The organism is Pseudarthrobacter sp. 1C304, assembly GCF_052245515.1.
Taxonomy (GTDB): domain Bacteria; phylum Actinomycetota; class Actinomycetes; order Actinomycetales; family Micrococcaceae; genus Arthrobacter.
Window position 1 is genome coordinate 132,166 of record NZ_JBQQCH010000002.1, and the last position, 20,009, is coordinate 152,174.

At 69.8% G+C, this 20,009-nt stretch carries 18 protein-coding genes and 2 tRNA genes; 9 read left to right on the forward strand and 11 right to left on the reverse strand.

The window, feature by feature from the left end:
* Positions 1 to 159 precede the first annotated feature (159 nt).
* Entirely contained in the window at positions 160 to 1,404 is a 1,245-nt protein-coding gene (locus ACTWQD_RS04650) for an NAD(P)/FAD-dependent oxidoreductase (protein ID WP_443195520.1), read from the forward strand.
* Here ACTWQD_RS04650 and ACTWQD_RS04655 read toward each other — a convergent pair.
* Complete coding sequence (locus ACTWQD_RS04655; protein WP_443195017.1) at positions 1,401 to 2,630, reverse strand: cysteine desulfurase family protein; 1,230 nt, start codon at positions 2,628 to 2,630, stop codon at positions 1,401 to 1,403. The genes ACTWQD_RS04650 and ACTWQD_RS04655 overlap by 4 nt on opposite strands.
* Before the next feature lie 50 nt (positions 2,631 to 2,680).
* Here ACTWQD_RS04655 and ACTWQD_RS04660 point away from each other — a divergent pair, with 50 nt between their 5' ends.
* The gene (locus ACTWQD_RS04660) at positions 2,681 to 3,616 is read left to right on the forward strand and encodes a DMT family transporter (protein ID WP_443195018.1); all 936 of its coding nucleotides are present in this window, start codon (positions 2,681 to 2,683) and stop codon (positions 3,614 to 3,616) included.
* Here ACTWQD_RS04660 and ACTWQD_RS04665 read toward each other — a convergent pair.
* The 3 genes from ACTWQD_RS04665 to ACTWQD_RS04675 form a co-directional block, all read right to left on the reverse strand.
* Positions 3,516 to 4,337, reverse strand: coding sequence for a helix-turn-helix transcriptional regulator (locus ACTWQD_RS04665; RefSeq protein ID WP_443195019.1), 822 nt, complete (start codon positions 4,335 to 4,337; stop codon positions 3,516 to 3,518). The two genes, ACTWQD_RS04660 and ACTWQD_RS04665, sit on opposite strands and share 101 nt — an antisense overlap.
* Positions 4,338 to 4,438: 101 nt before the next feature.
* Complete coding sequence (locus tag ACTWQD_RS04670) at positions 4,439 to 5,173, reverse strand: hypothetical protein (RefSeq protein WP_443195020.1); 735 nt, start codon at positions 5,171 to 5,173, stop codon at positions 4,439 to 4,441.
* 120 nt (positions 5,174 to 5,293) lie between these two features.
* A complete protein-coding gene (locus ACTWQD_RS04675) occupies positions 5,294 to 6,196 on the reverse strand; it encodes a diacylglycerol/lipid kinase family protein (protein WP_443195021.1) in 903 nt (300 codons plus the stop codon).
* 125 nt (positions 6,197 to 6,321) lie between these two features.
* On the opposite strand from ACTWQD_RS04675, the gene ACTWQD_RS04680 reads away from it, so the two are divergent.
* The 4 genes from ACTWQD_RS04680 to ACTWQD_RS04695 all read left to right on the forward strand — a co-directional run bounded on the left by ACTWQD_RS04680 (position 6,322) and on the right by ACTWQD_RS04695 (position 9,499).
* The gene (locus tag ACTWQD_RS04680) at positions 6,322 to 7,284 is read left to right on the forward strand and encodes a J domain-containing protein (protein ID WP_443195022.1); all 963 of its coding nucleotides are present in this window, start codon (positions 6,322 to 6,324) and stop codon (positions 7,282 to 7,284) included.
* Positions 7,285 to 7,305: 21 nt separating this feature from the next.
* The gene (locus tag ACTWQD_RS04685; protein ID WP_443195023.1) at positions 7,306 to 7,773 is read left to right on the forward strand and encodes a tRNA (cytidine(34)-2'-O)-methyltransferase; all 468 of its coding nucleotides are present in this window, start codon (positions 7,306 to 7,308) and stop codon (positions 7,771 to 7,773) included.
* Between the two features lie 228 nt (positions 7,774 to 8,001).
* Positions 8,002 to 8,607, forward strand: a complete 606-nt coding sequence (gene sigK / locus ACTWQD_RS04690; RefSeq protein ID WP_443195024.1) for an ECF RNA polymerase sigma factor SigK — start codon at positions 8,002 to 8,004, stop codon at positions 8,605 to 8,607.
* A 1-nt stretch (position 8,608) separates the two neighbouring features.
* Positions 8,609 to 9,499: an anti-sigma factor gene (locus tag ACTWQD_RS04695; RefSeq protein WP_443195025.1), complete on the forward strand. Its 891-nt coding sequence runs from the start codon at positions 8,609 to 8,611 to the stop codon at positions 9,497 to 9,499.
* 126 nt (positions 9,500 to 9,625) lie between these two features.
* Here ACTWQD_RS04695 and ACTWQD_RS04700 read toward each other — a convergent pair whose 3' ends face one another.
* From ACTWQD_RS04700 to ACTWQD_RS04720, 5 genes are all read right to left on the reverse strand, one after another.
* Positions 9,626 to 10,150, reverse strand: a complete 525-nt coding sequence (locus ACTWQD_RS04700; RefSeq protein WP_443195521.1) for a gluconokinase — start codon at positions 10,148 to 10,150, stop codon at positions 9,626 to 9,628.
* 75 nt (positions 10,151 to 10,225) lie between these two features.
* Positions 10,226 to 11,002 carry a PIG-L deacetylase family protein gene (locus ACTWQD_RS04705; RefSeq protein WP_443195026.1) on the reverse strand — a complete coding sequence of 259 codons (777 nt, stop codon included), beginning with the start codon at positions 11,000 to 11,002 and terminating at the stop codon, positions 10,226 to 10,228.
* 4 nt (positions 11,003 to 11,006) lie between these two features.
* Positions 11,007 to 11,960 (reverse strand): electron transfer flavoprotein subunit alpha/FixB family protein, encoded by a 954-nt coding sequence (locus ACTWQD_RS04710; RefSeq protein ID WP_443195027.1) that lies wholly within the window; start codon positions 11,958 to 11,960, stop codon positions 11,007 to 11,009.
* A 14-nt stretch (positions 11,961 to 11,974) separates the two neighbouring features.
* Complete coding sequence (locus tag ACTWQD_RS04715) at positions 11,975 to 12,775, reverse strand: electron transfer flavoprotein subunit beta/FixA family protein (RefSeq protein ID WP_443195522.1); 801 nt, start codon at positions 12,773 to 12,775, stop codon at positions 11,975 to 11,977.
* 229 nt (positions 12,776 to 13,004) lie between these two features.
* Complete coding sequence (locus ACTWQD_RS04720) at positions 13,005 to 14,594, reverse strand: S1C family serine protease (protein WP_443195028.1); 1,590 nt, start codon at positions 14,592 to 14,594, stop codon at positions 13,005 to 13,007.
* A gap of 308 nt (positions 14,595 to 14,902) precedes the next feature.
* On the opposite strand from ACTWQD_RS04720, the gene ACTWQD_RS04725 reads away from it, so the two are divergent.
* The 3 genes from ACTWQD_RS04725 (at position 14,903) to ACTWQD_RS04735 (ending at position 19,447) form a co-directional block, all read left to right on the forward strand.
* Positions 14,903 to 16,939, forward strand: coding sequence for a TPM domain-containing protein (locus ACTWQD_RS04725; protein ID WP_443195029.1), 2,037 nt, complete (start codon positions 14,903 to 14,905; stop codon positions 16,937 to 16,939).
* 132 nt (positions 16,940 to 17,071) lie between these two features.
* Positions 17,072 to 17,860 (forward strand): PspA/IM30 family protein, encoded by a 789-nt coding sequence (locus ACTWQD_RS04730; protein ID WP_443195030.1) that lies wholly within the window; start codon positions 17,072 to 17,074, stop codon positions 17,858 to 17,860.
* A gap of 147 nt (positions 17,861 to 18,007) precedes the next feature.
* Positions 18,008 to 19,447 carry a cryptochrome/photolyase family protein gene (locus tag ACTWQD_RS04735; protein WP_443195031.1) on the forward strand — a complete coding sequence of 480 codons (1,440 nt, stop codon included), beginning with the start codon at positions 18,008 to 18,010 and terminating at the stop codon, positions 19,445 to 19,447.
* 90 nt (positions 19,448 to 19,537) lie between these two features.
* Here ACTWQD_RS04735 and ACTWQD_RS04740 read toward each other — a convergent pair.
* A tRNA-Met gene (locus ACTWQD_RS04740) sits at positions 19,538 to 19,611 on the reverse strand.
* 186 nt (positions 19,612 to 19,797) lie between these two features.
* A tRNA-Met gene (locus ACTWQD_RS04745) sits at positions 19,798 to 19,871 on the reverse strand.
* Positions 19,872 to 20,009: the final 138 nt, after the last annotated feature.

Genomic DNA, 20,009 nt, shown 5'->3' on the forward strand with positions numbered 1-20,009 from the left:
AAATGCCTGCCGAACTATTCTATCGCCACGCCAAATCCACACCCAAAAGGCCTTGACGCTCCGCATCGCCAATTCTAAAGTCAAGAGAACCGATTTTAGATGCTTCTCCGCAACGTTGCGGCCTGGGATGCCCCGGCGACCGCAGGAATCGAGGATGACATGGTCTCCGGGAACATCGTGATCGTGGGCGGCGGACTCGCCGGCGCCACGGCCGCAAAGACCCTCCGCGCCGAGGGGTACAGCGGGCCGGTAATCCTGCTGGCCGAGGAGGGGCACCCGCCCTATCTCCGCCCGCCGCTGTCCAAGGACTACCTGCTGGGCCGGGCCGGTGAGGAAGCCCTCCCCGTGGTGCCGGACGGCTGGTACGAGGATAACGGCGTCGAACTGCGGCTGGCTGCCGCCGCCGCAGCCGTTGATCCGGGCGCCCGCAGGGTGACCCTCCGCGACGGGCGGACCCTGGACTATTCGTCGCTGCTCCTGGCCACAGGTGCCCGGCCCCGGCGCATTCCGGTCCCCGGCAGCGACCTGGACGGGGTCAGCACCTTCCGCACGGTGGACGACAGCCGCCGCCTCCGCGAGGGCCTGGCCGGCGGCGGCCGGAAGGTGGTGATGATCGGTTCGGGCTGGATCGGGCTGGAACTCGCAGCGGCGGCGAGCGCCTATGGAAACGCGGTCACCCTGCTGGGTCTGGAGCAGGTGCCGCTGGAAGCGGCCGTGGGACGGGAACTGGGCGGCTTTTTCCGGTCCCTGCATGAGGATCACGGCGTCCGGTTCCGGCTCCCCGCCTCGGCGGCCGCGATCAAGGGGCAGTCCGGCCGGGTCACCGGCGTGGAGACGGATGCCGGGGAGGTCCTGCCCGCGGATCTCGTGATCATCGCCGTGGGCGTGGTCCCAGAGGTGGCCCTGGCGGACGCGGCCGGCATTGCGCTGCGGAACGGCATCCTCACCGACGCGTCCCTGCGGACCTCCGCCCCCGGCGTCTTTGCCGCCGGCGACGTCGCGAACGCCCTGCATCCCTACACCGGCGAACACCACCGCAGTGAGCACTGGGCCAACGCACTGGCCGGCGGCAAGGTGGCGGCCCGGGCGATGCTCGGCATGGAGGCGGCCCTGGACGCGGTCCCCTACTTTTACACCGACCAGTTCGACGTGAGCATGGAATATTCGGGCTTCGCGTCGCTCGCCTCGGGGCCGCCCACCGTCCGCGGTTCCTTCGAGGCCAAAGAATTCCTCGCGTTCTGGCAGCGTGAGGGGCGCGTGGTAGCGGGCATGAGCGTGAACTGGCCGCGTTCGGCCAAGCCGCAGCAGACCATCAAGCAGCTCATCAATACAGGAACCGCCGTCAGTCCTGCCGACCTCGCGGATCCCGGCGTCCCGCTCGGCGGACTGGTGCCGGCGGCCTAGCCCGGGCCGGCGCCGTGGCGCGCGACCGTGCCGGCGGTCTGGATGGTGGATTCGTGGCCGGCCATACCGGCCTGGCGCGCGCGGGTGCAGGCCCCGGGCAGGGCGGCCAGCAGCGCGTCCACGTCCGCGCCGGTGGAGGAATGCCCCAGGCTGAACCGCTGGGCACCCCGCGCGGTTTCCTCGTCCAGCCCCATGGCCAGCAGCACGTGCGACGGCCGGGGCACCCCCGCGGTGCAGGCCGAGCCTGTGGAGGATTCCACCCCGGCCAGGTCGAGCAGGAACAGCAGCGAGTCCCCCTCGCAGCCCGGGAAGGTGAAGTGTGCGTTGCCCGGGAGCCGCCCTGCCCCGGAAGCGCCGCGCAGCACCGCGTCGGGGACCGCCGCCTGGACACCCTCGATCAGCCGGTCCCTCAGAGCGGCGATGCGTGCCGCTTCCTCCGGCAGTTTGCCGGTGACAGCTTCGGCCGCCGCGGCAAAAGCGGCGATGGACGCGGTGTCCAGCGTCCCCGAGCGGACATCGCGCTCCTGCCCCCCGCCGTGCAGGACGGGCGTCAGCGCCACTGCCCGGCCCAGCAGCAAAGCCCCGACGCCGACCGGTCCGCCGATCTTGTGGCCGGAGACGGACATGGCGTCCAGACCCGACGCACGGAAGTCCACGGGCACCGAACCGAAGGCCTGGACGGCGTCGGAATGCACGGGAACGGAGGCTGCGTGTGCCAGTTCGACGATCTCCGCGATCGGCTGGATGGTGCCGACCTCGTTGTTGGCCCACATCACCGTGACCAGGGCGATCGAGTCCGGGTCCCGGGCAAGTTCGGCGGCCAGCACGCCCAGGTCCACCACGCCGTCGGGGTCCACCGGAAGCCAGGACACCTCGGCACCCTCGTGCCGTTCGAGCCATTCGACGGTGTCCAGCACAGCGTGGTGCTCGACGGCGGAGCACAGGATGCGCGTGCGGGCCGGATTCTGCGCCCGGCGGGCCCAGTAGAGGCCCTTCACGGCAAGATTGTCGGCTTCCGTGCCGCCCGAGGTGAAGATGACCTCGGAGGGGTGCGCTCCGGCTGCTGCTGCCAGCACTTCGCGTGCGTCCTCGACGGCTCGCCGGGCCCGGCGGCCTGATCCGTGCAGCGAGGAGGGGTTGCCGGTCCGGGCCAGTTCACGGGTCAGCGCCGCCAGGGCCTCCGGGGCCAGGGCGGTGGTTGCGGCATGATCAAGGTAAACGGGCACGGTCCAATTCTACCCGCGCGCCCGGCGCAGCCCTGGTGTAGATTCAAGCGGTGAAAGCGCCCCTGTACCTCGTCCTGGCCACGCTCTTCTGGTCGGGGAACTTCATGGTCGCCCAGGCCGCTGTCGCCTCCATGACCCCCATGGACCTGACCTTCTGGCGCTGGACCCTTGCCGCCGTGCCGCTGCTGGTCCTGGCCCACCTGGTGGAGAAGCCGGACTGGCGTGCGGCGCTGCGCCGCTGGCCGGTACTCCTGCTGCTGAGCGTGCTGGGCATGAGCGGCTACACCCTGCTGCTGTACGGGGCGCTTGGCCATACTTCCGCCATGAACGCCTCCCTGATCACCGCGGCCAATCCGGCCCTGATCGTCCTGATGGCGATGGTCCTGCCCGGCGAGAGGACCACCCGCTGGGGCTGGGCGGGCATCGGCCTTGGGCTGCTCGGCGTCCTCCTGGTGCTGACCCGCGGGGAGCTGCACCGCCTGCTCAGCCTGTCCCTGAACATCGGCGAAGTCATGATGCTGGGCGCGATCTTCGTCTGGGGCTGCTACACAATCATCGCCCGCCGGCTGGACCTTCCGGCCATTGCGGCCACCGCCGTGCAGGTCTCGCTGGCGGCCGTGACGCTGGCACCGTTTGCCCTCGCCATGGGCGTGCGCCTGCCGCAGCTGCCGGCCGAGGCCTGGTCACTGGCGTACATCGTGGTCTTCCCGTCCCTGGGCGCCTACCTTCTGTGGAACCTTGCCCTGAAAACCACCCCTCCGGGCACCGCGGGGAACTACCTCAACCTCATTGTGGTCTTCACGGCGGGAATCACCGTGGCGCTGGGGACACCGCTCTCCCTGGTGCAGGTCGCCGGCGGCCTCCTGGTGATCGCAGGCGTGCTGCTCACCGGGATGAAGGGCCGAGCCCAGGCCCCCGCTCCGGAAACTGACGTTCCGGCGACTCCGCGCCTTGGGGATCGGGACGCGCGGGTTCCCCGGGGCTGATCCTGGCGCAGCACTGCGCCGGCAGCGCGGTTCCGCGGGACCGTAACTCCTCGATGGCGAGGGCCTGCACCCGGCCCGGGTCGATGCCGCAGCCGGCCGCAGCGCCGCCAAGGAACGCACCGTTCATTGCGCAGACGACGTCGGTGTGGCCCCGGGCGATCCGGTGGAACGGGCAGTTGAGCAGCACAAGGCCGCCTTCGCCGTCGTCCTCCGGCCGGTAGCCTTCCGCGGACAGCAGTGCGGCGAAGTTGTCCCCGGCGTCCGGCGGCGGGCCGGCCTGCCCCGCCGCTTCACTCCGTGCCCGGGCCGCCGCCTGCCCGCGGGCGAAGGCGGTGCGCAGCAGCGCCTCCCGGGCTGACCCGCCGCCGGCTGCGGAGTCCTCGATGGCCGAGACCAGCAGCTCGGCGGCCAGGTCGTAGTTACGGTCCGGGACGGATGCGGCAACCTCCGGCACGGCGGCGAGGTAGAGCTTCGCCGGGCGTCCGGATCCCGGGCCGCCCCGGCCGCCGAGCTTCCGGAATTCCGCGGTCAGGAGCCCGTCCTGCACCAGCCGGTCCAGCTGGAAGGACGCGGTGCTCCGCGGCAGGCCGGTGGCGGCTGCGGCCTCGTCGCGGCTGACGGCGCACCCGGCCGCGGCGACGACGTCGAACAGCTTACGGCGGTTTTCATCCCCCAAGGAGGCGACGGCCGCAATCCTGCGGTTCCACGGGGCGCGCGTCATAAAACCAGCCTATCTCTAAAAACAACTTTCATTGCTTAATGAGCGGCTCGCGGTTCGACTCGCTGCTCGTTGCGGCCTGGCTCGTAGCGCCCGCGGCAGCCTCAGGCGGACGGCGGAATGACGGCGGTCCATGCCTCGGCGTCCGCCCGGGCAGCAGCCAGCGTTGCGGCGTCGGGGCAGGAGACCGACAGGTAGATCGAGGACCCCGACGTGCTGAAAAGCCGCGCGTAGACGGCGGTGGCACGTGCCCCGGCCTGGTCCCCGCCGGTGAAGACCAGCACCTCGACGGCCGGAGCCGGCGCGCCGGGCTCGCCGCCCCAGCGCAGGGTGCCCGGCTGCAGGTAGGCCGGCAGAATGCTGGCGTCCAGATACTGGAAGAGAGCCTCCGTGGACGCCTTGTCGTCCCCGGCCACGGCGAGCGCCGACTGGTTGGTCCGCACCTTGGCCGAGGCCAGGCAGCCGTCGTCCTTGACGTACTCACTCGCCCCGGCGACGTTCTCGGTGACGGGCTTCCATCCCGGGGCCTCGCGCAGCCCGTCGGAGAGCTGGACGGGAGAGCCCTCGGCCAGTGTCCCCCCGGCGGCGAAGGGCATGTCCTGCGCGGCCACAGCGGCGGCGTCATGTCCCGGCGTAATGGTGGGGGTGGCCAGCGCCGGTGCCGACGACGTTATCGGAGAGGCTGCGGGGTCCGGTATGCCGATGCTGCAGCCGGCCAGCGCAGCCGCAGCCGCGAGCGCCAGGAACGCTTTGCCGCCGTGCCGCACACTGCGCGCGCCGAAGAGTCCAGCCTTCCTGGCCGCCCGTCCCGCCGGCCAGGCTTCCAGCCTGCCTTCCATGCCCCGCCCCGTTTCCGCCATGCCGGGCCGCCGTGGGCGCCCGGACCTCCGCACGATTCTAGACGCTCTCCACGACGGCGCCGCCCCTCGGCCTCCGCTCCGTGGACTCCGCTCCTGGGATTAGGCCAGGACACGGACGGCCCGGGGAACCACGTCGATGGTCAGCGGCAGCGGCCCGATCCGCTCCCCGTCGGCGTAGGCCGCCACGTTCTCCGCTGCCAGCTCCACCGAACGGACGCGCCGGATCTGCACGGCCGGATGGCCGAGGTGGCCGCCGGCAAAGACCTTGGGGAACACCCGCAGCAGGCCGGTCCGGCTGAGCGGGCCGACAATAAACAGGTCCAGCCAGCCGTCGTCGAGCACGGCGTCAGGGGTGACTTTCATGCCGCCCCCGATCGACTGGCCGTTGGCCACGGAAACGAGCATGGCTGCCTGCTGCCAAGTCTCGCCGTCGGCCGTCACGGTGTAGTTGATGGCCCGGAAGGAGGCAAGTTCGCGGAGCATGGCGAGATGGTAGCGCGCCTTGCCGCGCGGCCACCGCCAGGCGTTGGCCCGTTCGTTGACGGCCGCATCGAACCCCGCCGACACGACGCCCGCAAACCAGCGGGACATCCCCGGAGCGGATGCGCGCCCTGCGTCGATCAGCCGGCCGCCGGACTCCAGGCCGGCGAGCACCGCCGCGCAGGCGGCGGGAATGTCGTGGGCCGGGATGCCGAGCGCCCGCGCCATGTCGTTCCCGGTGCCGGTGGGGACGATTCCGAGCGGGACGGTTCCCCAGGGCAGGCCGGACCCGGCGAGCGCGTTAACGCCGAGGTGGACCATGCCGTCCCCGCCCACCACCACCAAGGCGTCGATGCCCGCGGCCAGGGCCTTGTCCACGGACGCTGCAAGCGCGGCGTAACTGTCCTCGCACAGCAGCAGGACGCCGGCCCCTGCCTGTTCGAAAATCGCCGCGGCTTCGTTGCCGGCGTGCACACCGCGGCCGAAGGATGCCCGCGGGTTGACGGCGACGGCGATCATCATGCGCTGAATTATGCCAGCCGCCGGGAACCATCCGCGCCGCTGCACTCGTTCTTTCCCTAGCCGGTTAAACTGGCCAGGCCGGACGTCCAGGATGGGCTGGCACCATCGAGGCAAAGGATTCTTGCTTGACGCACGGCAACAGCTCGCATTACCAGGTCCTCCGGATCCCCGTCACGGCGACGGAGAAGGAAATCAAGGTGGCCTACCGCAAGGCTGCCCGCACCGCGCACCCCGACCACGGCGGCGATCCGGCCGCCTTCCGGCGCGTCACCCTCGCCTACGAGACACTGATCGATGCCAAGAGCCGGGCCGACTACGACCGCTCGTACGGTAGCGGCACCTCCGCCCGGCAGCCCGCCGACGAGGGTGCGCACTTTGACGCGCCGGCGGCCGGCAGCCGCGCGTCGGCGAATGTCCGGCGCCCCAACACGCCCCGGAACACGGCGTCCGACGCCCCGGTCTACGTTCCGCCGTTCGAACAGTACGCGGGGACCTCCGAGGTCCCGCTGATCCCGGAGGACCTGGCCCGCCAGCAGGTCCACGGGATGCCCCGCAAGCGCGGGATCTTCGGAGCCGAGGCCAGGATCCAGCGCGAAATGCGGACGGTGCAGCTCATCAGCCGGCAGATTCTTCCCGCCATCCCGGCCGCACGCCTGATCAACGGGCTGCAGTCCCCGGCAGACAACAGCCACATCGACCACGCGGTCCTCTCCGGCTACCGCATGGCGATCATCGGCTCCATGCTGCTGCCGCCGGGTGCCTACGCCTGGAACGGCAGCACCCTGACCCACGGCGGACGGTCCATCGCCCCGCCGCAGCTGGCCCACGTGGTGCGCCGGATGCAGGACATCTTTCCGGAACTCAACGTCACGGGCTGGACGGTGGTCCACAGCACCGACGGAAACCTGCACGAACCGGTGATCGACCGGCACCGCCGCCCCCCGGGCCGGGACACCAGCCACGAGACCGTGCAGGTGGTCAACGCCGCCGGACTGGCGCGCGGCCTCAAGCAGTTCCTGGCGTCCGGGCCGGCCCCCAACACAGTGATCGTTCCGGTGCTGGCCCGGCTCCTGCGCGGCATGCACTAGCAGGCTCGCTAGGATGGGACGGTGTTCCGCATCCTCTTCCACACCCCAGAAATCCCCGGCAATACGGGCAACGCGATCCGGCTCGCCGCCATTACCGGCGCCGAGCTGCACCTGGTTGAACCCTTGGGCTTCGACTTCTCCGACGCGAAACTGCGGCGGGCCGGCCTCGACTACCATGACCTGGCCGTGGTGACCGTCCACCCTGACATCGGCGCGGCCTGGGCGGCACTGGCGCCCGAGCGCGTCTTCGCGTTCACCTCCGACGGCGAGACCTCCTATACGGACATCAGCTACCGGCCAGGCGACGTGCTGCTGTTTGGCCCCGAATCGGTGGGCCTGCCGGAGGACCTCAAGCACGACCCGCACGTCACGTCCCGCGTGCGCCTGCCCATGCTTCCCTCGCTGCGCTCGCTGAACCTGGCGAACGCGGCCTCGATCGCGGTCTACGAAGCCTGGCGCCAGAACGGGTTCGCCGGCGCCAGGCTGTAGCCGCGCATTTCCTGCCGGCACCACCCATCCGTTTCTCCGGCTGTTCCGAATCCCTTGTGAAGCCCGGCTCAGCCAACGGGCCAGAGGCGCGGGAGAGGGAGCGAGGAACCGCCGGTGACAACAGTGCAGGTGGACAGGCGCCCCGTCCGACGGGCTGCCGGCAGCCACGCCCCGGGCGGAGGCGTTTCTGGGCCGGGTCCGGCCGAGGGCGCATTATGCTTGAAGGTGATGGAAACTCCCAACGCCCCGAATCCTGAGGCCGCCGCTCCCCCTGGCACTCCGGCCGACATGAACCGCAGGCTCGGAATGCTGCTGGAACAGATTGCCCGCGGCGACCAGGCCGCTTTCGCCGAGTTCTACGAACTCACGTCCCGGCGCGTGTTCGGCATGGCCCGGCGGGTGCTGATCGACGTGGAGCTCAGCGAGGACACGACCCAGGAGGTTTTTCTCCAGGTCTGGCAGAACGCCGCCAAGTTCAGCCCGGAGGCCGGAAGCCCGCTCGCGTGGCTCATGACCATCTCGCACCGCCGCGCCGTGGACAAGGTCCGTTCCTCCCAGTCGTCCACCGACCGGGAGGCGAAGTACGGCGCCAGCAGCCAGGACATCGACCATGATTCCGTCGCCGACGAGGTGGACAGCCGGCTCGAGGCCGAGGCCGTGGTGCGTTGCCTCGGAACGCTGACCGACACACAACAGGAATCCGTGCGGCTCGCCTACTACGGCGGCCTCACGTACCGGGAAGTCGCAGAGAAGCTCAACGCTGCGGTGCCCACCATCAAGTCCCGTATCCGCGACGGGCTAATCCGACTGAAAACCTGTCTGGGGGTGAGTTGATATGAACGACATGAACAAACACGGCAAGGACCGCGTCCCCTCCGGCTTTGCCGCTGACATCGCCACCGATCTGGCGTCGGGACGGGCGGCCGACCTCGCCGAGCTGTACGCCCTGAACGCTGTGGACGACGCCGAGCGGGCCGCCATCGAGCGGTACCTCGCGTCGGCCCCGCAGGCTGAACGCGCCGCCTTCGACAACCGCGTCCGCCAGGCCCGCGAAACCCTGGCCGCCAGCTTTGCCGCCGAGGAAGAGCCACCGTCCGGCCTGCTGGACCGGATCCTCGCGTCCCTCCCCGCCCAGGCACCCGCAGCGCCGGGCGCCTGGACCGCGGAGCAGGAAGCTCCGGGGGTCCCGCCGGTCGTAGCCCGGCCCGTCCGGGAAGCCACCGGCCTCTCCGCGACCGACGAACTCGGTGCCGCCCGCCAGCGGCGCCAGGAACGGCGCCGGCCGCAGGGCATGCGCAACTGGCTGGTGGGCGTCGCGGCCGCCGCGTTCATCGCCCTGGGCGGTGTCGGCGTCGGCGCCTATATGGCGAACCTGAACGATCCGCTGAACCAGGTCCTGCAGGCCGGGGACGTGAAGCAGGCGACCGTCAATGTCACGGGCGGCGGCACCGCCACCGTGTCCGTGTCGCCGTCGAGGGACTCGATGGTGGTCAAGATGAACGACGTCCCTGCGCCTCCGCCCGGCAAGGTCTACCAGATGTGGCTGATCCCCAAGGACGGCTCGGCACCGGTGTCCCAGGGGCTCATGGACGCGGAAGCGCTGTCCAAGCCCGCGGTGGTCACGGGCATCGGCTCTGCGGCGGCCCTCGGCATCACAGTGGAACCGACCGGCGGCTCCGCGTCGCCCACCATGCCCACCGTCGCCGCGGCCCCGCTGAACGCGTAGCAGCAGCACCAACAACACCGCAGCAACACAGCAGGGCGGGCCCCGGACCTGACATGGTCCGGGGCCCGCCCTGTGTTATTGGCTCTGTGTTGTCGGCTCTGAGTTGCTGGCTCTGTGGTGCGGCGTCTAGGGCCGCACGGCGTTGAGCTGAAGGCGGTCGATGATTTCCTGCGTCTCGTCGGCAGGAGCGGCGCTGACACTGAGGGTGATGGCGTTCTCCTCGGGACCGGGCGCCTCAAGGGCCTCGAACTGCGACTCAAGCAGGGCCGCCGGCATAAAGTGCCCCTCCCGGGAGGCGAGCCGGTCCGAGATGCGGTCCTTGCTGCCGTTCAGGAACACAAACACCACCCCTTCACCGCGCAGGACGTCCCGGTAGCGCTTTTTCAGCGCCGAGCAGGTGACGACGCCGGGTGTGCCGGCGTCGGTGTGCTGCCTGATCCACCCGGCGATGCTCTCCAGCCAGGGCCACCGGTCCTCATCCGTCAGCGGCTGTCCGGCCTGCATTTTCGCCACATTGGAGGCCGGGTGCAGGTCATCGCCCTCGGCGAAGTCCCAGCCCAGGCGGCCCGCCAGCGAGCCTGCCACGGTCGACTTCCCTGATCCGGAGACACCCATGATGACGAGTACCGGGTTCTGCGCAGTCTTCTCCATCAAAGCCCGCCTCCTCAATTAAATATGATTTAAACTGAAGGCCAGCTTAGGGGACACGGCAGCGCGGAGGCAAGGCTAGAAGCCCGCAATGGTGCCCGGCCCGTTGACGGCGACCACGTGGAACGCCTCGGCGCTGCGGCCGGGCGGGAGCCCGCCGCGTTCCGCGGTCCGCAGCATCAGCCCGCGCACTGTCCGGTCCATGGCCTCGATGTCGGGGTGCTGGCTGACATGGACATGGACGGCCTCGAGTTTGCTCCCGACGTGGTCCGTGACGTCGACGAAGTGGTTCTCGCGCTCCTCCGGCCCGGCGAAGAGCCACAGCCACGGCAGTTTGTAGGCCTCCAGCCCCGCGGCCGCCAGCTCGGGGTACGCAAAGGGGTTCTCCAGCGCCGGATACACCGCCCGGGTCACGGCCTCCCCCACCGCGAGGTGGTCGGGGTGGCTCTTCTGGATCCGGTCCCAGTTCCGCTCCGGGTGCATTGAGAGCACGACGTCGGGCCGCAGCTGCCGGATCAGCCTCACCACCTCGCGGATCACTTGGTGCGAGGGCTCGAGGTAGCCGTCGCGCTGGTGCAGGTAGTGGATGTCGGTCACCCCCACCAGGGCGGCGGCCCGGCGCTGTTCCTCGTTGCGCAGCCGGACGATTTCGTCCCGCTGCGCTGGGTCGAACCCGCCGGCGTCGCCGTCGGTCATGATGCAGTAGCTGACCTGCACCCCGGCGGTGGTCCAGGCGGCGATGGTGCCGGCGGCGCCGAAGTCGATGTCGTCCGGGTGGGCGGTGAAACAAAGCACCCGTTCGATCCGGTGGTCCGGATCGAACGGGCTTTGCGCCTGCGCGGCGGGGCTGGCCAAGGGATCAGCCCCTGCGCTTCTTGATTTCTTCGGTGGCCTGCGGCAGGACCTGGAAGAGGTCCCCCACGATGCCGAAGTCGGCGATTTCGAACACGGGCGACTCGGCGTCCTTGTTGACGGCCACGATCACTTTCGCGGTCTGCATCCCGGCCTTCTGCTGGATGGCCCCGGAGATCCCGGCAGAGATGTACAGCTGGGGCGAGACCGTTTTGCCGGTCTGGCCGATCTGCGCGTCATGGCCGATCCATCCCGCGTCCGTTGCGGCGCGGGAGGCGCCGATGGCCGCGCCGAGGGCATCGGCGAGGTCTTCCAGCGGGCCGAAGTTGCCGTCGACGCCGCGGCCGCCGGCCACAACGATGCGCGCCTCGGAGAGGTCCGGGCGGCTGCTGGCGGCCTTCTCGCTGCGGGCCGTGACCCGGGCGGAGGCTGCGGTGGCCGTTTCCGGCACGGGCACCGTGACGGCGGCCGGGGCCGTGCCGGTCACGGCGGGCTCCGGCGTGATGCTGTTCGGCTTGACGGTCAGCACCGCGACCGGTGTGGTGGCCTTGGCGGTGGTCATGTAGGAGCCCGCCAGCACGGACTTGTGCGCTGTTCCGTCCGGGTCCACGGCAACGACGTCGGTGATGACGCCGGCGCCGAGCTTGATGCCCAGCCGCGCCGCGACTTCCTTGGCCTCCGCCGAGTTCTCCGTCAGGACGACGGTGGCACCGGAAGTCTGCACCGCGGCGGCGAGGAAGGACGCCTTCGGGCCGACGAGGTAGTCGTCGAGGTCCGCCGCGGAGGGCCGGTACAGCCCTTGGACGCCGTAGGCCGCCAGGGTGTTCGTGACGTCGTCGTGCAACTCGCCGTTGACGGCGACGGCCGTCTCGCCCAGCGACCGGGCAATGGTGAGCAGTTCCAGGCTGGCCTTCTTCAGGACCTGGCCGGGGTTGTCGATGAATACCAGTACTTTTGCCATGTCTGGGGTTCCCCTTAGAGCAGCTTCTGGGCGGCCAGGAACTCGACCAGCTGGATGCCGGCGTCGCCCTCGTCGGTGATGATGGTGCCGGCGGTGCGCGCCGGGCGTGCCTCCGCGGTTTCGACGGCGGTCCAGGAACCGGCCCGTCCGACCTGCGCGGGGTCGACGCCGATGTCGGCCAGGGTCAGCGTGGTGATGGTCTTTTTCTTGGCCGCCATGATGCCCTTGAAGTTCGGGTACCGGGGGTCGTTGGCCTGGTCCGTGACCGAGACGAGGGCGGGCAGGTCCGCCTCGACCGTGTCGGCGTGGGTGTCGCCGTCGCGGCGGGCGGTGAGCCTGGCGCCGTCGAGCTCCAGCGACGCCGCGAACGTGACCTGGGGCAGGCCCAGGCGTTCGGCGAGCTGGGCCGGGACGAGCGACGTTTCGCCGTCGGTGGAGGCCATGCCGGTGAGGATGAGGTCCGCGGGGGTGTCCGCCCCCAGGTGGCGGATGGCTGCGGCCAGCGCCAAGGACGTGGCGGCGGCGTCGGATCCGGCGAGGGCGTCGTCGCTGAGGTGGACGCCCTCGCTGGCGCCGATCTGCAGGGACTTCTTCACGGCGTTGACTGCGCCGGCGGGGCCCATGCTCAGGGCGATCACCTTGTTGCCGGCGGCCTCGCCGCCCCGGGCCTCAATCAGCTGGAGGGCGGCTTCGAGGGCGTACTCGTCCAGTTCGGACAGGATGCTCTCGGAGCGGTCCGCCGTGTTCCCCTCGCCCGTGAGGTGCCGGTCGAACTGGGCGTCAGGGACGTGCTTGACCAGCACGATGATCTTCAATGTCTCTTCCACTGTGTTTACAGCAGCCTTCCATGCGGGTGGACAGCCAGCCGGGTGGGGTCGTGGCCACGGAACGCCCGGGTGCCGGGGTGCTCCTAGCTAACCATATCGGGGCTGGCCGGCGCGGCCTGGGTTAAGGCCTGTGTCAGCGCTGGCCACAGCACGGCACGGCGGGGGCCGGGCGGCACCCCCTGGTGCTGCCCGGCCCCCGCTGGCACGCGTGTTGTGGCTATTGCTCGGCCGCCGCCCCGAGGGTGACGTCGAGCTCTTGTTCCTTGCCGCCGCGGATGACGGTCACCTTGACGGTGGCGCCGGCGGGCTGCTCGCGGACCGCCGCCGTCAGCTGGTTGGGATCGCTGATGGCGAGGTCCTGGAACCGGGTGACGACGTCGCCGACTTTGACCCCGGCCTTGTCGGCAGCGGAGTCGGGCTCGACCGTGGCAACTTCCGCCCCGACGGAGAATCCGGAGGCCGAGGAACTGGCGGTCTTTTGCTTCACGCTCACGCCGAACTGGCCGTGCGTGGCCTTGCCGGTGCTGATGATCTCCTGGGCCACCCGCTTGGCGTGGTTGATGGGAATGCTGAAGCCGACGCCAATGTTGCCGCTGCCGGCGGAGTCGCCGCCGGCGGAGGCGATGGCCACGTTCACGCCGATGATTTCGCCCTTGGTGTTGACCAGGGCACCGCCGGAGTTGCCGGGGTTGATGGCGGCATCCGTCTGGATCACGTTGATCGCGATGCTTCCCTGGTTGGCGGTGCTCTGGCCCTGGCCGCCGTCCGGCGGGGCGAACTGGAAGCCCTGGTCGCCGCCCTGGGGGTTGTCGGCGTTGTCCTTGGGTGCGGCCGAGGACGCCACGCTGATGGTGCGGTTGAGGGTGGACACGATGCCGTCGGTGACGGTTCCCGTCAGGCCGAGGGGCGAGCCGATCGCGACGGCGGTGTCGCCGACGTTCAGCTTGCTGGAGTCGCCAAGGACGGCCGGCACCAGATCCCCGGCGTTCTCGATCTTGACGATTGCGAGGTCGGACAGCGGGTCCGTGCCGACGATCGTGGCACTGTAGACCTTGCCGTCGCTCAGGCGGACTTCGATGTCGGCGTTGGCGGCCGTGCCGTCGAGCGTCACCACGTGGGTGTTGGTGAGGACGTGGCCCTCACCGTCGAGAATGATGCCGGAACCGGTGCCGCCCTCACTGCCGCTGGACGCCTTGATAGTGACGACGCTGGGGGTTGCCTTCACCGCAGCGGCGGTGATGGCGTTGACGTCTTCCCTGTTGTTCACGATCACGGGGCCGGCCTGGCTGCTGCTGCTGGAGCCCATGGACGTGACGGGCTGGCCGCCCACCAGCTGGGTGGTCCCGGCGACCACACCGCCGCCGACGAGGCCGGCGGCGAGAATGCTGGCGACGAGGGTGGGCACGCCGAAGGCGGCCTTGCGCTTCGGTGCATGGGCCGGGTTGCCCGCGTACGGCGAGGCCGGCTGGTTGCTGCCGAAGCCACCGTACTGGCCCTGGCCGTAGGGGTTTTGGCCGTACTGGAAGCCTCCCTGCGGCGTTCCGAACCGCTGCGTCTCCGGCGGGCGGCCATAGGACGGCTGGTGCTGCGGGTACACGGGCTGCGGGCGGTTGTCCGCCTCCCGGTCCAGCCGGAGCGTCGGATTGTCCTGGCTGGGACCTTGCGGGGAATCCGGGCCGGAATCCCGGGCCTGATCAGGGGCTGAGCCCGGCGCGGAAGCTGCCTGCGGGTGCCTCGATGGGTCTTCGCGCGGCGTGGCCGGCTCCCGGTTCTCCGGTGAAGCGCCCTGCGCTGGGTTGTCAGTCATAAGACTTCCTTTCATCCTCGTCTGCATTAACTATGGACGATCTCACTGAGACTGGAGCGCACGTTTGCTGTGAGGTTGCTGGACGTCCCCAGCGGGCTCCCGCCCCGTCTCCGCAGACGCTGCGGTTCCGGGTTCAGCGCTTTTCGCTGGTGGCATATTCCCGTTGGTGGACTGCCCATGGGGTGCACCATAGAATCAAATGGAATCGCCACAGCGACCTGCGGCTTTACATCTGCGTGGGGGCGCTGCTGCATTCTGTGACGACCGGTTCGGCCCGAACTGGTCGCAGAAGTGCTGAAGGGTTGCACATGCGGTCTATCTCTAAACGTCTCCTCGCCGTTCTCGGCGTCGTCGGACTGCTGGCGCTTCCCGCCGCTCCGGCCTTCGCCGAAGATCCGGTGACGCTCGACCCCGTTACGAAGGTGGTGGACTCCGCCGGAGTCCTCGGCGACCGGAGGGGTGAAGTCGAACAGGCCATCAAGCAGCTCGGTGCCGATCACGCCATGACATACCACGTCGTCTACGTGAAGAAGTTCGAGAACCCCACCGACCGGTACGCCTGGGCCGCTGCCGTGGCGGACAAGGCCAGCCTCGGCTCCAATGCGATGCTGCTGACGGTAGCCACGGAGGGACGGCAGTATCTGCTGAGCAAGCCGGCCAACAGCAAGATCACCGATGCCCAGCGCGACACGATCGTGACCAGCGCAGTTGACCCGAACCTGCGCAACGGGGACTACGCACAGGCTGCCATCGACAGCGCCGCAGCCATCGGCGACGCCGCCGGGGGCGGCAAGGGCACCGTCCCGTCGGAGGGCGGCGCCGGCAGCGGCGTGCTCGTCGGTGTGGGCATCGTCGCCGCGGGCGGCGCGGGAGCCTACCTGTACCTCCGCAACCGCCGGAAGAAGGCCGCGGCATTGACCGCTGCCGGCGCCGGCCAGCCGGGCGCCGCGCTGGATCCGCTCGCAGGGCTCACCGTGGAGGAGCTGCGCCGCAAGAGCGGTTCCCTGCTGATCGAGGCCGACGACGCCATCAAGTCCAGCGAGCAGGAGCTGGGGTTTGCGCAGGCGCAGTACGGCGATGCCGCCGTCGGGAACTTCACGAAGGCCCTGCAGGATGCCAAGGGCCACATGTCCGAGTCGTTCAAACTGCAGCAGCAGCTCGATGACCACATCCCCGACACCGAAGAGCAGCAGCGGACCTGGCTGGCCGAGATCATCCGCCGGTCCGAGGCAGCGCTGTCCTCCCTGCAGGAGCAGAAGGCGGATTTCGATTCGCTCCGCGAGCTCGAGAAGAACGCCCCGCAGGCCCTCGCCGCCGTCAGCGCCGGGGCGAAGGAGGCGGAGGCCAAGATCGCCAGCGCCGAGCAGTCGCTCGAGACGCTGCGGGCCAAGTACGCCGAGAGCGCGCTGGTGCAGGTGGGCGACAACATCACCCAGGCGAAGGAACGGCTCGCCTTTGTGCAGAACGCCTCGGTCACCGCGCAGGAGAAGCTCGACGCCGGCGAGGGCAGCCTCGCCGCCGTCGCCGTCCGGGCGGCGGAAGAGAGCCTGCACCAGACGAACGTCCTGATCGGCGCCATCACGAAGGTCGCCGGAAGCCTGGACGAGGCGCGCAGCGGGCTGGAGTCCGCCGTCGTCGACACCTCCCAGGACCTGGCGCAGGCCCGGGCGCTGATCCAGTCCGGGGCGCACCCCGAGCTGGCCGGCCCGGTCGCAGCGGTGGAAGCCTCGCTGGCGCGGGTGAAGGCCGAGATCCAGGGCGGCAAGATCGATCCGATTGCCACCTTGGAGCGCGTCGAGACAGCGCACCAGTCGCTGGACGCGGCCCTGACCGGCATCCGCGACCAGCAGGAGCAGACCCGCCGCGCCCAGGCCTCGCTACAGCAGAGCATCATGTCCGCACAGGCGCAGATCAGCGCAACCTCGGACTACATCACGGCACGCCGCGGCGGCGTGGGCACTGAGGCCCGGACCCGTCTGGCGGAGGCCCAGCGGAACCTGGACTACGCACTCTCCATCTCGCGCAACGACCCGGTGACGGCCCTGCAGTACGCGCAGCAGGCCCATTCCCTCGCGGCGCAGGCGGCGCAGCAGGCCCAGTCCGACGTCGACCACTTCGGCGGCTACGCCAACCAGGGCTACGGCCGCGGCGGCATGTTCGGTGGCGGCGGAGGCGGCGGCCTGGGCGGTGCCATCCTCGGCGGCATCCTGATCAACTCCATCCTGCACGGCGGCGGCGGAGGCGGCGGCTGGGGCGGCGGCGATTCCGGCGGAGACTTTGGCGGCGGCGACTTCGGCGGCGGCGGAGGCTGGGGCGGGGACTTTGGCGGCGGCGGCGACTTCTAGCCGCTCCCCCGGACGGCCCCCCGGCCGATTCAGACTAGGCGCCGGCGGGACCCCGCGGGCGGATAGAAGCAGTACATTTTCACGGTTCACCGAATTCAGTGGCAACCACTGAGCAGGACGAAAGGTAACACCATGGTTAAGCAGTCCATTTTCGGCCGCATGGCGCAGCTGGCGAAGGCGAACATCAACTCCCTCCTGGACCAGGCCGAGGATCCGCAGAAGATGCTCGACCAGATGGTCCGGGACTACACGAACAACATCGCCGAGGCCGAGTCTGCTGTGGCGCAGACCATCGGGAACCTGCGGATGCTCCAGGACGACTACAACGAGGACGTCAAGAACGCCCAGGACTGGGGCCGCAAGGCCCTCGCCGCCTCCCGCAAGGCGGACGAGTACCGCGCCAACGGTGACACCGTCGACGCGGAGAAGTTCGACAACCTTGCCAAGGTGGCCCTGCAGCGCCAGATCACGTCAGAGAACGAGGCGAAGTCGGCCGAGCCGAGCATCGCGTCGCAGACCGAGGTGGTGGACAAGCTCAAGCACGGCCTGGACCAGATGAAGGGCAAGCTCAACGAGCTCACCAGCAAGCGCAACGAGCTGGTGGCCCGTTCCAAGACCGCCGCCGCCCAGAGCCAGGTGCACGACGCCCTCAAGAGCATCGACATCATGGACCCGACCTCCGAGGTGGGCCGCTTCGAAGAGAAGATCCGCCGCGAAGAGGCCAAGGTCCGCGGCCAGCAGGAACTCGCCGCGTCCAGCCTGGATGCACAGTTCAACTCCCTGGAGGACCTCGGTGAGCAGACGGAGATCGAGGCACGGCTTGCCGCGCTGAAGTCCGGAGGCTCCCCGGCGGCCATTGGCGCCGGCGAGGGCCGGTCCGCCTCATCCACCGTCGAAGAGGCCGACTTCGACAAACTGTAGGCACCACGCCCGGCGGCCTGCCGCCGGCACCGGCACCTCGCCAGAGGCCGGGTCCCGGACCATTCACGGTCACGCCGGACCCGGCCTTTGCTGTGTCCGGCCGCTGCCGGCGCCCTGACCTGCGGACTTCCCGTGTACCGTGGGTCCATGTCTTCGGGATCCCTGTCTTCGACCCTTGTCTGGCTCCGCGACGACCTCCGGCTGGACGACAACCCGGCCCTCTGCGAAGCGGCCTCCCTAGGACAGCCGCTGACCGTCGTCTATGTTCTCGATGAAACCTCCCCCGGCGTGCGTCCCCTCGGCGGCGCCGTGAAATGGTGGCTGCACCATTCACTGGCGGACCTGGCCACCGGGCTGGAGGCCGCCGGCTCCCGCCTGCTCCTGCGCCGCGGCAGTGCCGCTGCCGTCATCCGGGAGCTCGCCGGCGAGACCAACGCCTCCACCGTGCTGTGGAACCGCCGCTACGGAAGCCCGGAACGGGAGGTCGACGCCGGGATCAAAGCGTGGGCCACGGAGGAGGGCCTCACCGCCACCAGCTTCCAGGCCAACCTGATGTTTGAGCCCTGGACGGTGCGGACCGGGGCGGGCGGGCCCTACAAGGTGTTCACGCCCTTCTGGCGGGCTTGCCTCGACGCCCCCGAGCCGCGGGAGCCGCTGGATGCGCCGGAACGGCTTCCGGCCCCGGCCAAGGGCCAGGACGGAGGGCTTCCGGCCGGCGACGGGCTCGACAGCTGGGGGCTGCTGCCCCGCAGGCCGGACTGGAGCGCAGGGCTGGCCGCCACCTGGCAGCCCGGGGAGGCCGGCGCCCGGCAGCGGCTGGATGACTTCCTCGACGGTCCCGCCGAAGAGTACGGCACGGGCAGGAACACCCCGGGGGTCGAAGGGACCAGCCGGCTCTCCCCCCATCTGCGCTTCGGTGAGATCAGCCCGTTCCGGATCTGGCACGCACTGCGCGAACGCTTCCCGCGGTCGGCCCCGGCCGACGTGGGGATTTTCCGCTCCGAACTTGGCTGGCGCGAGTTCTGCTGGCAGCTGCTCTACGAAAACCCGGATCTGGCCACACGCAACTACCGACCCGAATTCGACCGCTTCGACTGGCAGACGCCGTCGGACGCCGAACTCCGGGCCTGGCAGCAGGGCCGCACGGGGTACCCGCTGGTGGACGCCGGCATGCGCCAGCTCTGGCAGACCGGCTGGATGCATAACCGGGTCCGGATGGCCGCCGCGAGTTTCCTGGTCAAGAACCTGCTGGCGGACTGGCGGCTGGGCGAGGCGTGGTTCTGGGACACCCTGGTGGATGCCGACGCCGCGAGCAACCCCGCGAACTGGCAGTGGGTGGCCGGATCCGGCGCCGATGCCTCGCCGTACTTCCGCATCTTCAACCCGGTCACCCAGAGCAAAAAGTTCGACGCCCAGGGCCGCTACCTTCGCGAGTTCCTTCCGGAGCTGTCCGGGCTGGACGACAAGACGATCCATGAACCCTGGAAGGCCAACGGTTTGGCCGAGGACTATCCGGACCCCGTGGTCGGGCTGCCGGAGTCCCGTGCCCGGGCGCTGGAGACGTACCAGCGGCTCAAGGACGGCTGAGGCCCTCCCTGCTGCCTCGCCGGGCCGTAACGCCCGGGGCAGCAAGAAGGGCCCGGATCAACAGATCCGGGCCCTTCTTTTTCTCTCCAGTTGCGGGGACAGGATTTGAACCTGTGACCTCTGGGTTATGAGCCCAGCGAGCTACCGAACTGCTCCACCCCGCGTCGCTTGATCAACACTACCCTAGTTTTTGCTCCGCCCGAACCACGGACCCGTTCCACGGTCCCTTTCCCGGGAGCCGCGGCGCCGCTCCGTGGCGGCCGCCGGGGCCTCCTGGCATAAGGCAGAAGGCCCGGCTTAAAGCAGAAGGTCCGGAACACTGTTTCCAGTGTTCCGGACCTTCTCTTCAGTTGCGGGGACAGGATTTGAACCTGTGACCTCTGGGTTATGAGCCCAGCGAGCTACCGAACTGCTCCACCCCGCGTCGCAAGATCAACTTTACCTGCCGGTGAACATGAGGCCAAATCGAGGGGGCGTGATGTGTGTCTCCCCGCCCGGGCCGGACGGCGGGCCTACCGGGGCGGGACGGGCGGAACGGGAAAGGCCGGGCTCCGCTCCGGTG

Bases quoted from the DNA above. Each gene is read 5' to 3' on its own strand.
- ACTWQD_RS04650 (WP_443195520.1), top strand. From the start codon at position 160: ATGGTCTCCGGGAACATCGTGATCGTGGGCGGCGGACTCGCCGGCGCC.
- ACTWQD_RS04665 (WP_443195019.1), bottom strand. From the start codon at position 4,337: ATGACGCGCGCCCCGTGGAACCGCAGGATTGCGGCCGTCGCCTCCTTG.
- ACTWQD_RS04670 (WP_443195020.1), bottom strand. From the start codon at position 5,173: ATGGAAGGCAGGCTGGAAGCCTGGCCGGCGGGACGGGCGGCCAGGAAG.
- ACTWQD_RS04675 (WP_443195021.1), bottom strand. From the start codon at position 6,196: ATGATGATCGCCGTCGCCGTCAACCCGCGGGCATCCTTCGGCCGCGGT.
- sigK (WP_443195024.1), top strand. From the start codon at position 8,002: ATGGAAACTCCCAACGCCCCGAATCCTGAGGCCGCCGCTCCCCCTGGC.
- ACTWQD_RS04695 (WP_443195025.1), top strand. From the start codon at position 8,609: ATGAACGACATGAACAAACACGGCAAGGACCGCGTCCCCTCCGGCTTT.
- ACTWQD_RS04700 (WP_443195521.1), bottom strand. From the start codon at position 10,150: ATGGAGAAGACTGCGCAGAACCCGGTACTCGTCATCATGGGTGTCTCC.
- ACTWQD_RS04710 (WP_443195027.1), bottom strand. From the start codon at position 11,960: ATGGCAAAAGTACTGGTATTCATCGACAACCCCGGCCAGGTCCTGAAG.
- ACTWQD_RS04720 (WP_443195028.1), bottom strand. From the start codon at position 14,594: ATGACTGACAACCCAGCGCAGGGCGCTTCACCGGAGAACCGGGAGCCG.
- ACTWQD_RS04725 (WP_443195029.1), top strand. From the start codon at position 14,903: ATGCGGTCTATCTCTAAACGTCTCCTCGCCGTTCTCGGCGTCGTCGGA.
- ACTWQD_RS04730 (WP_443195030.1), top strand. From the start codon at position 17,072: ATGGTTAAGCAGTCCATTTTCGGCCGCATGGCGCAGCTGGCGAAGGCG.
- ACTWQD_RS04735 (WP_443195031.1), top strand. From the start codon at position 18,008: ATGTCTTCGGGATCCCTGTCTTCGACCCTTGTCTGGCTCCGCGACGAC.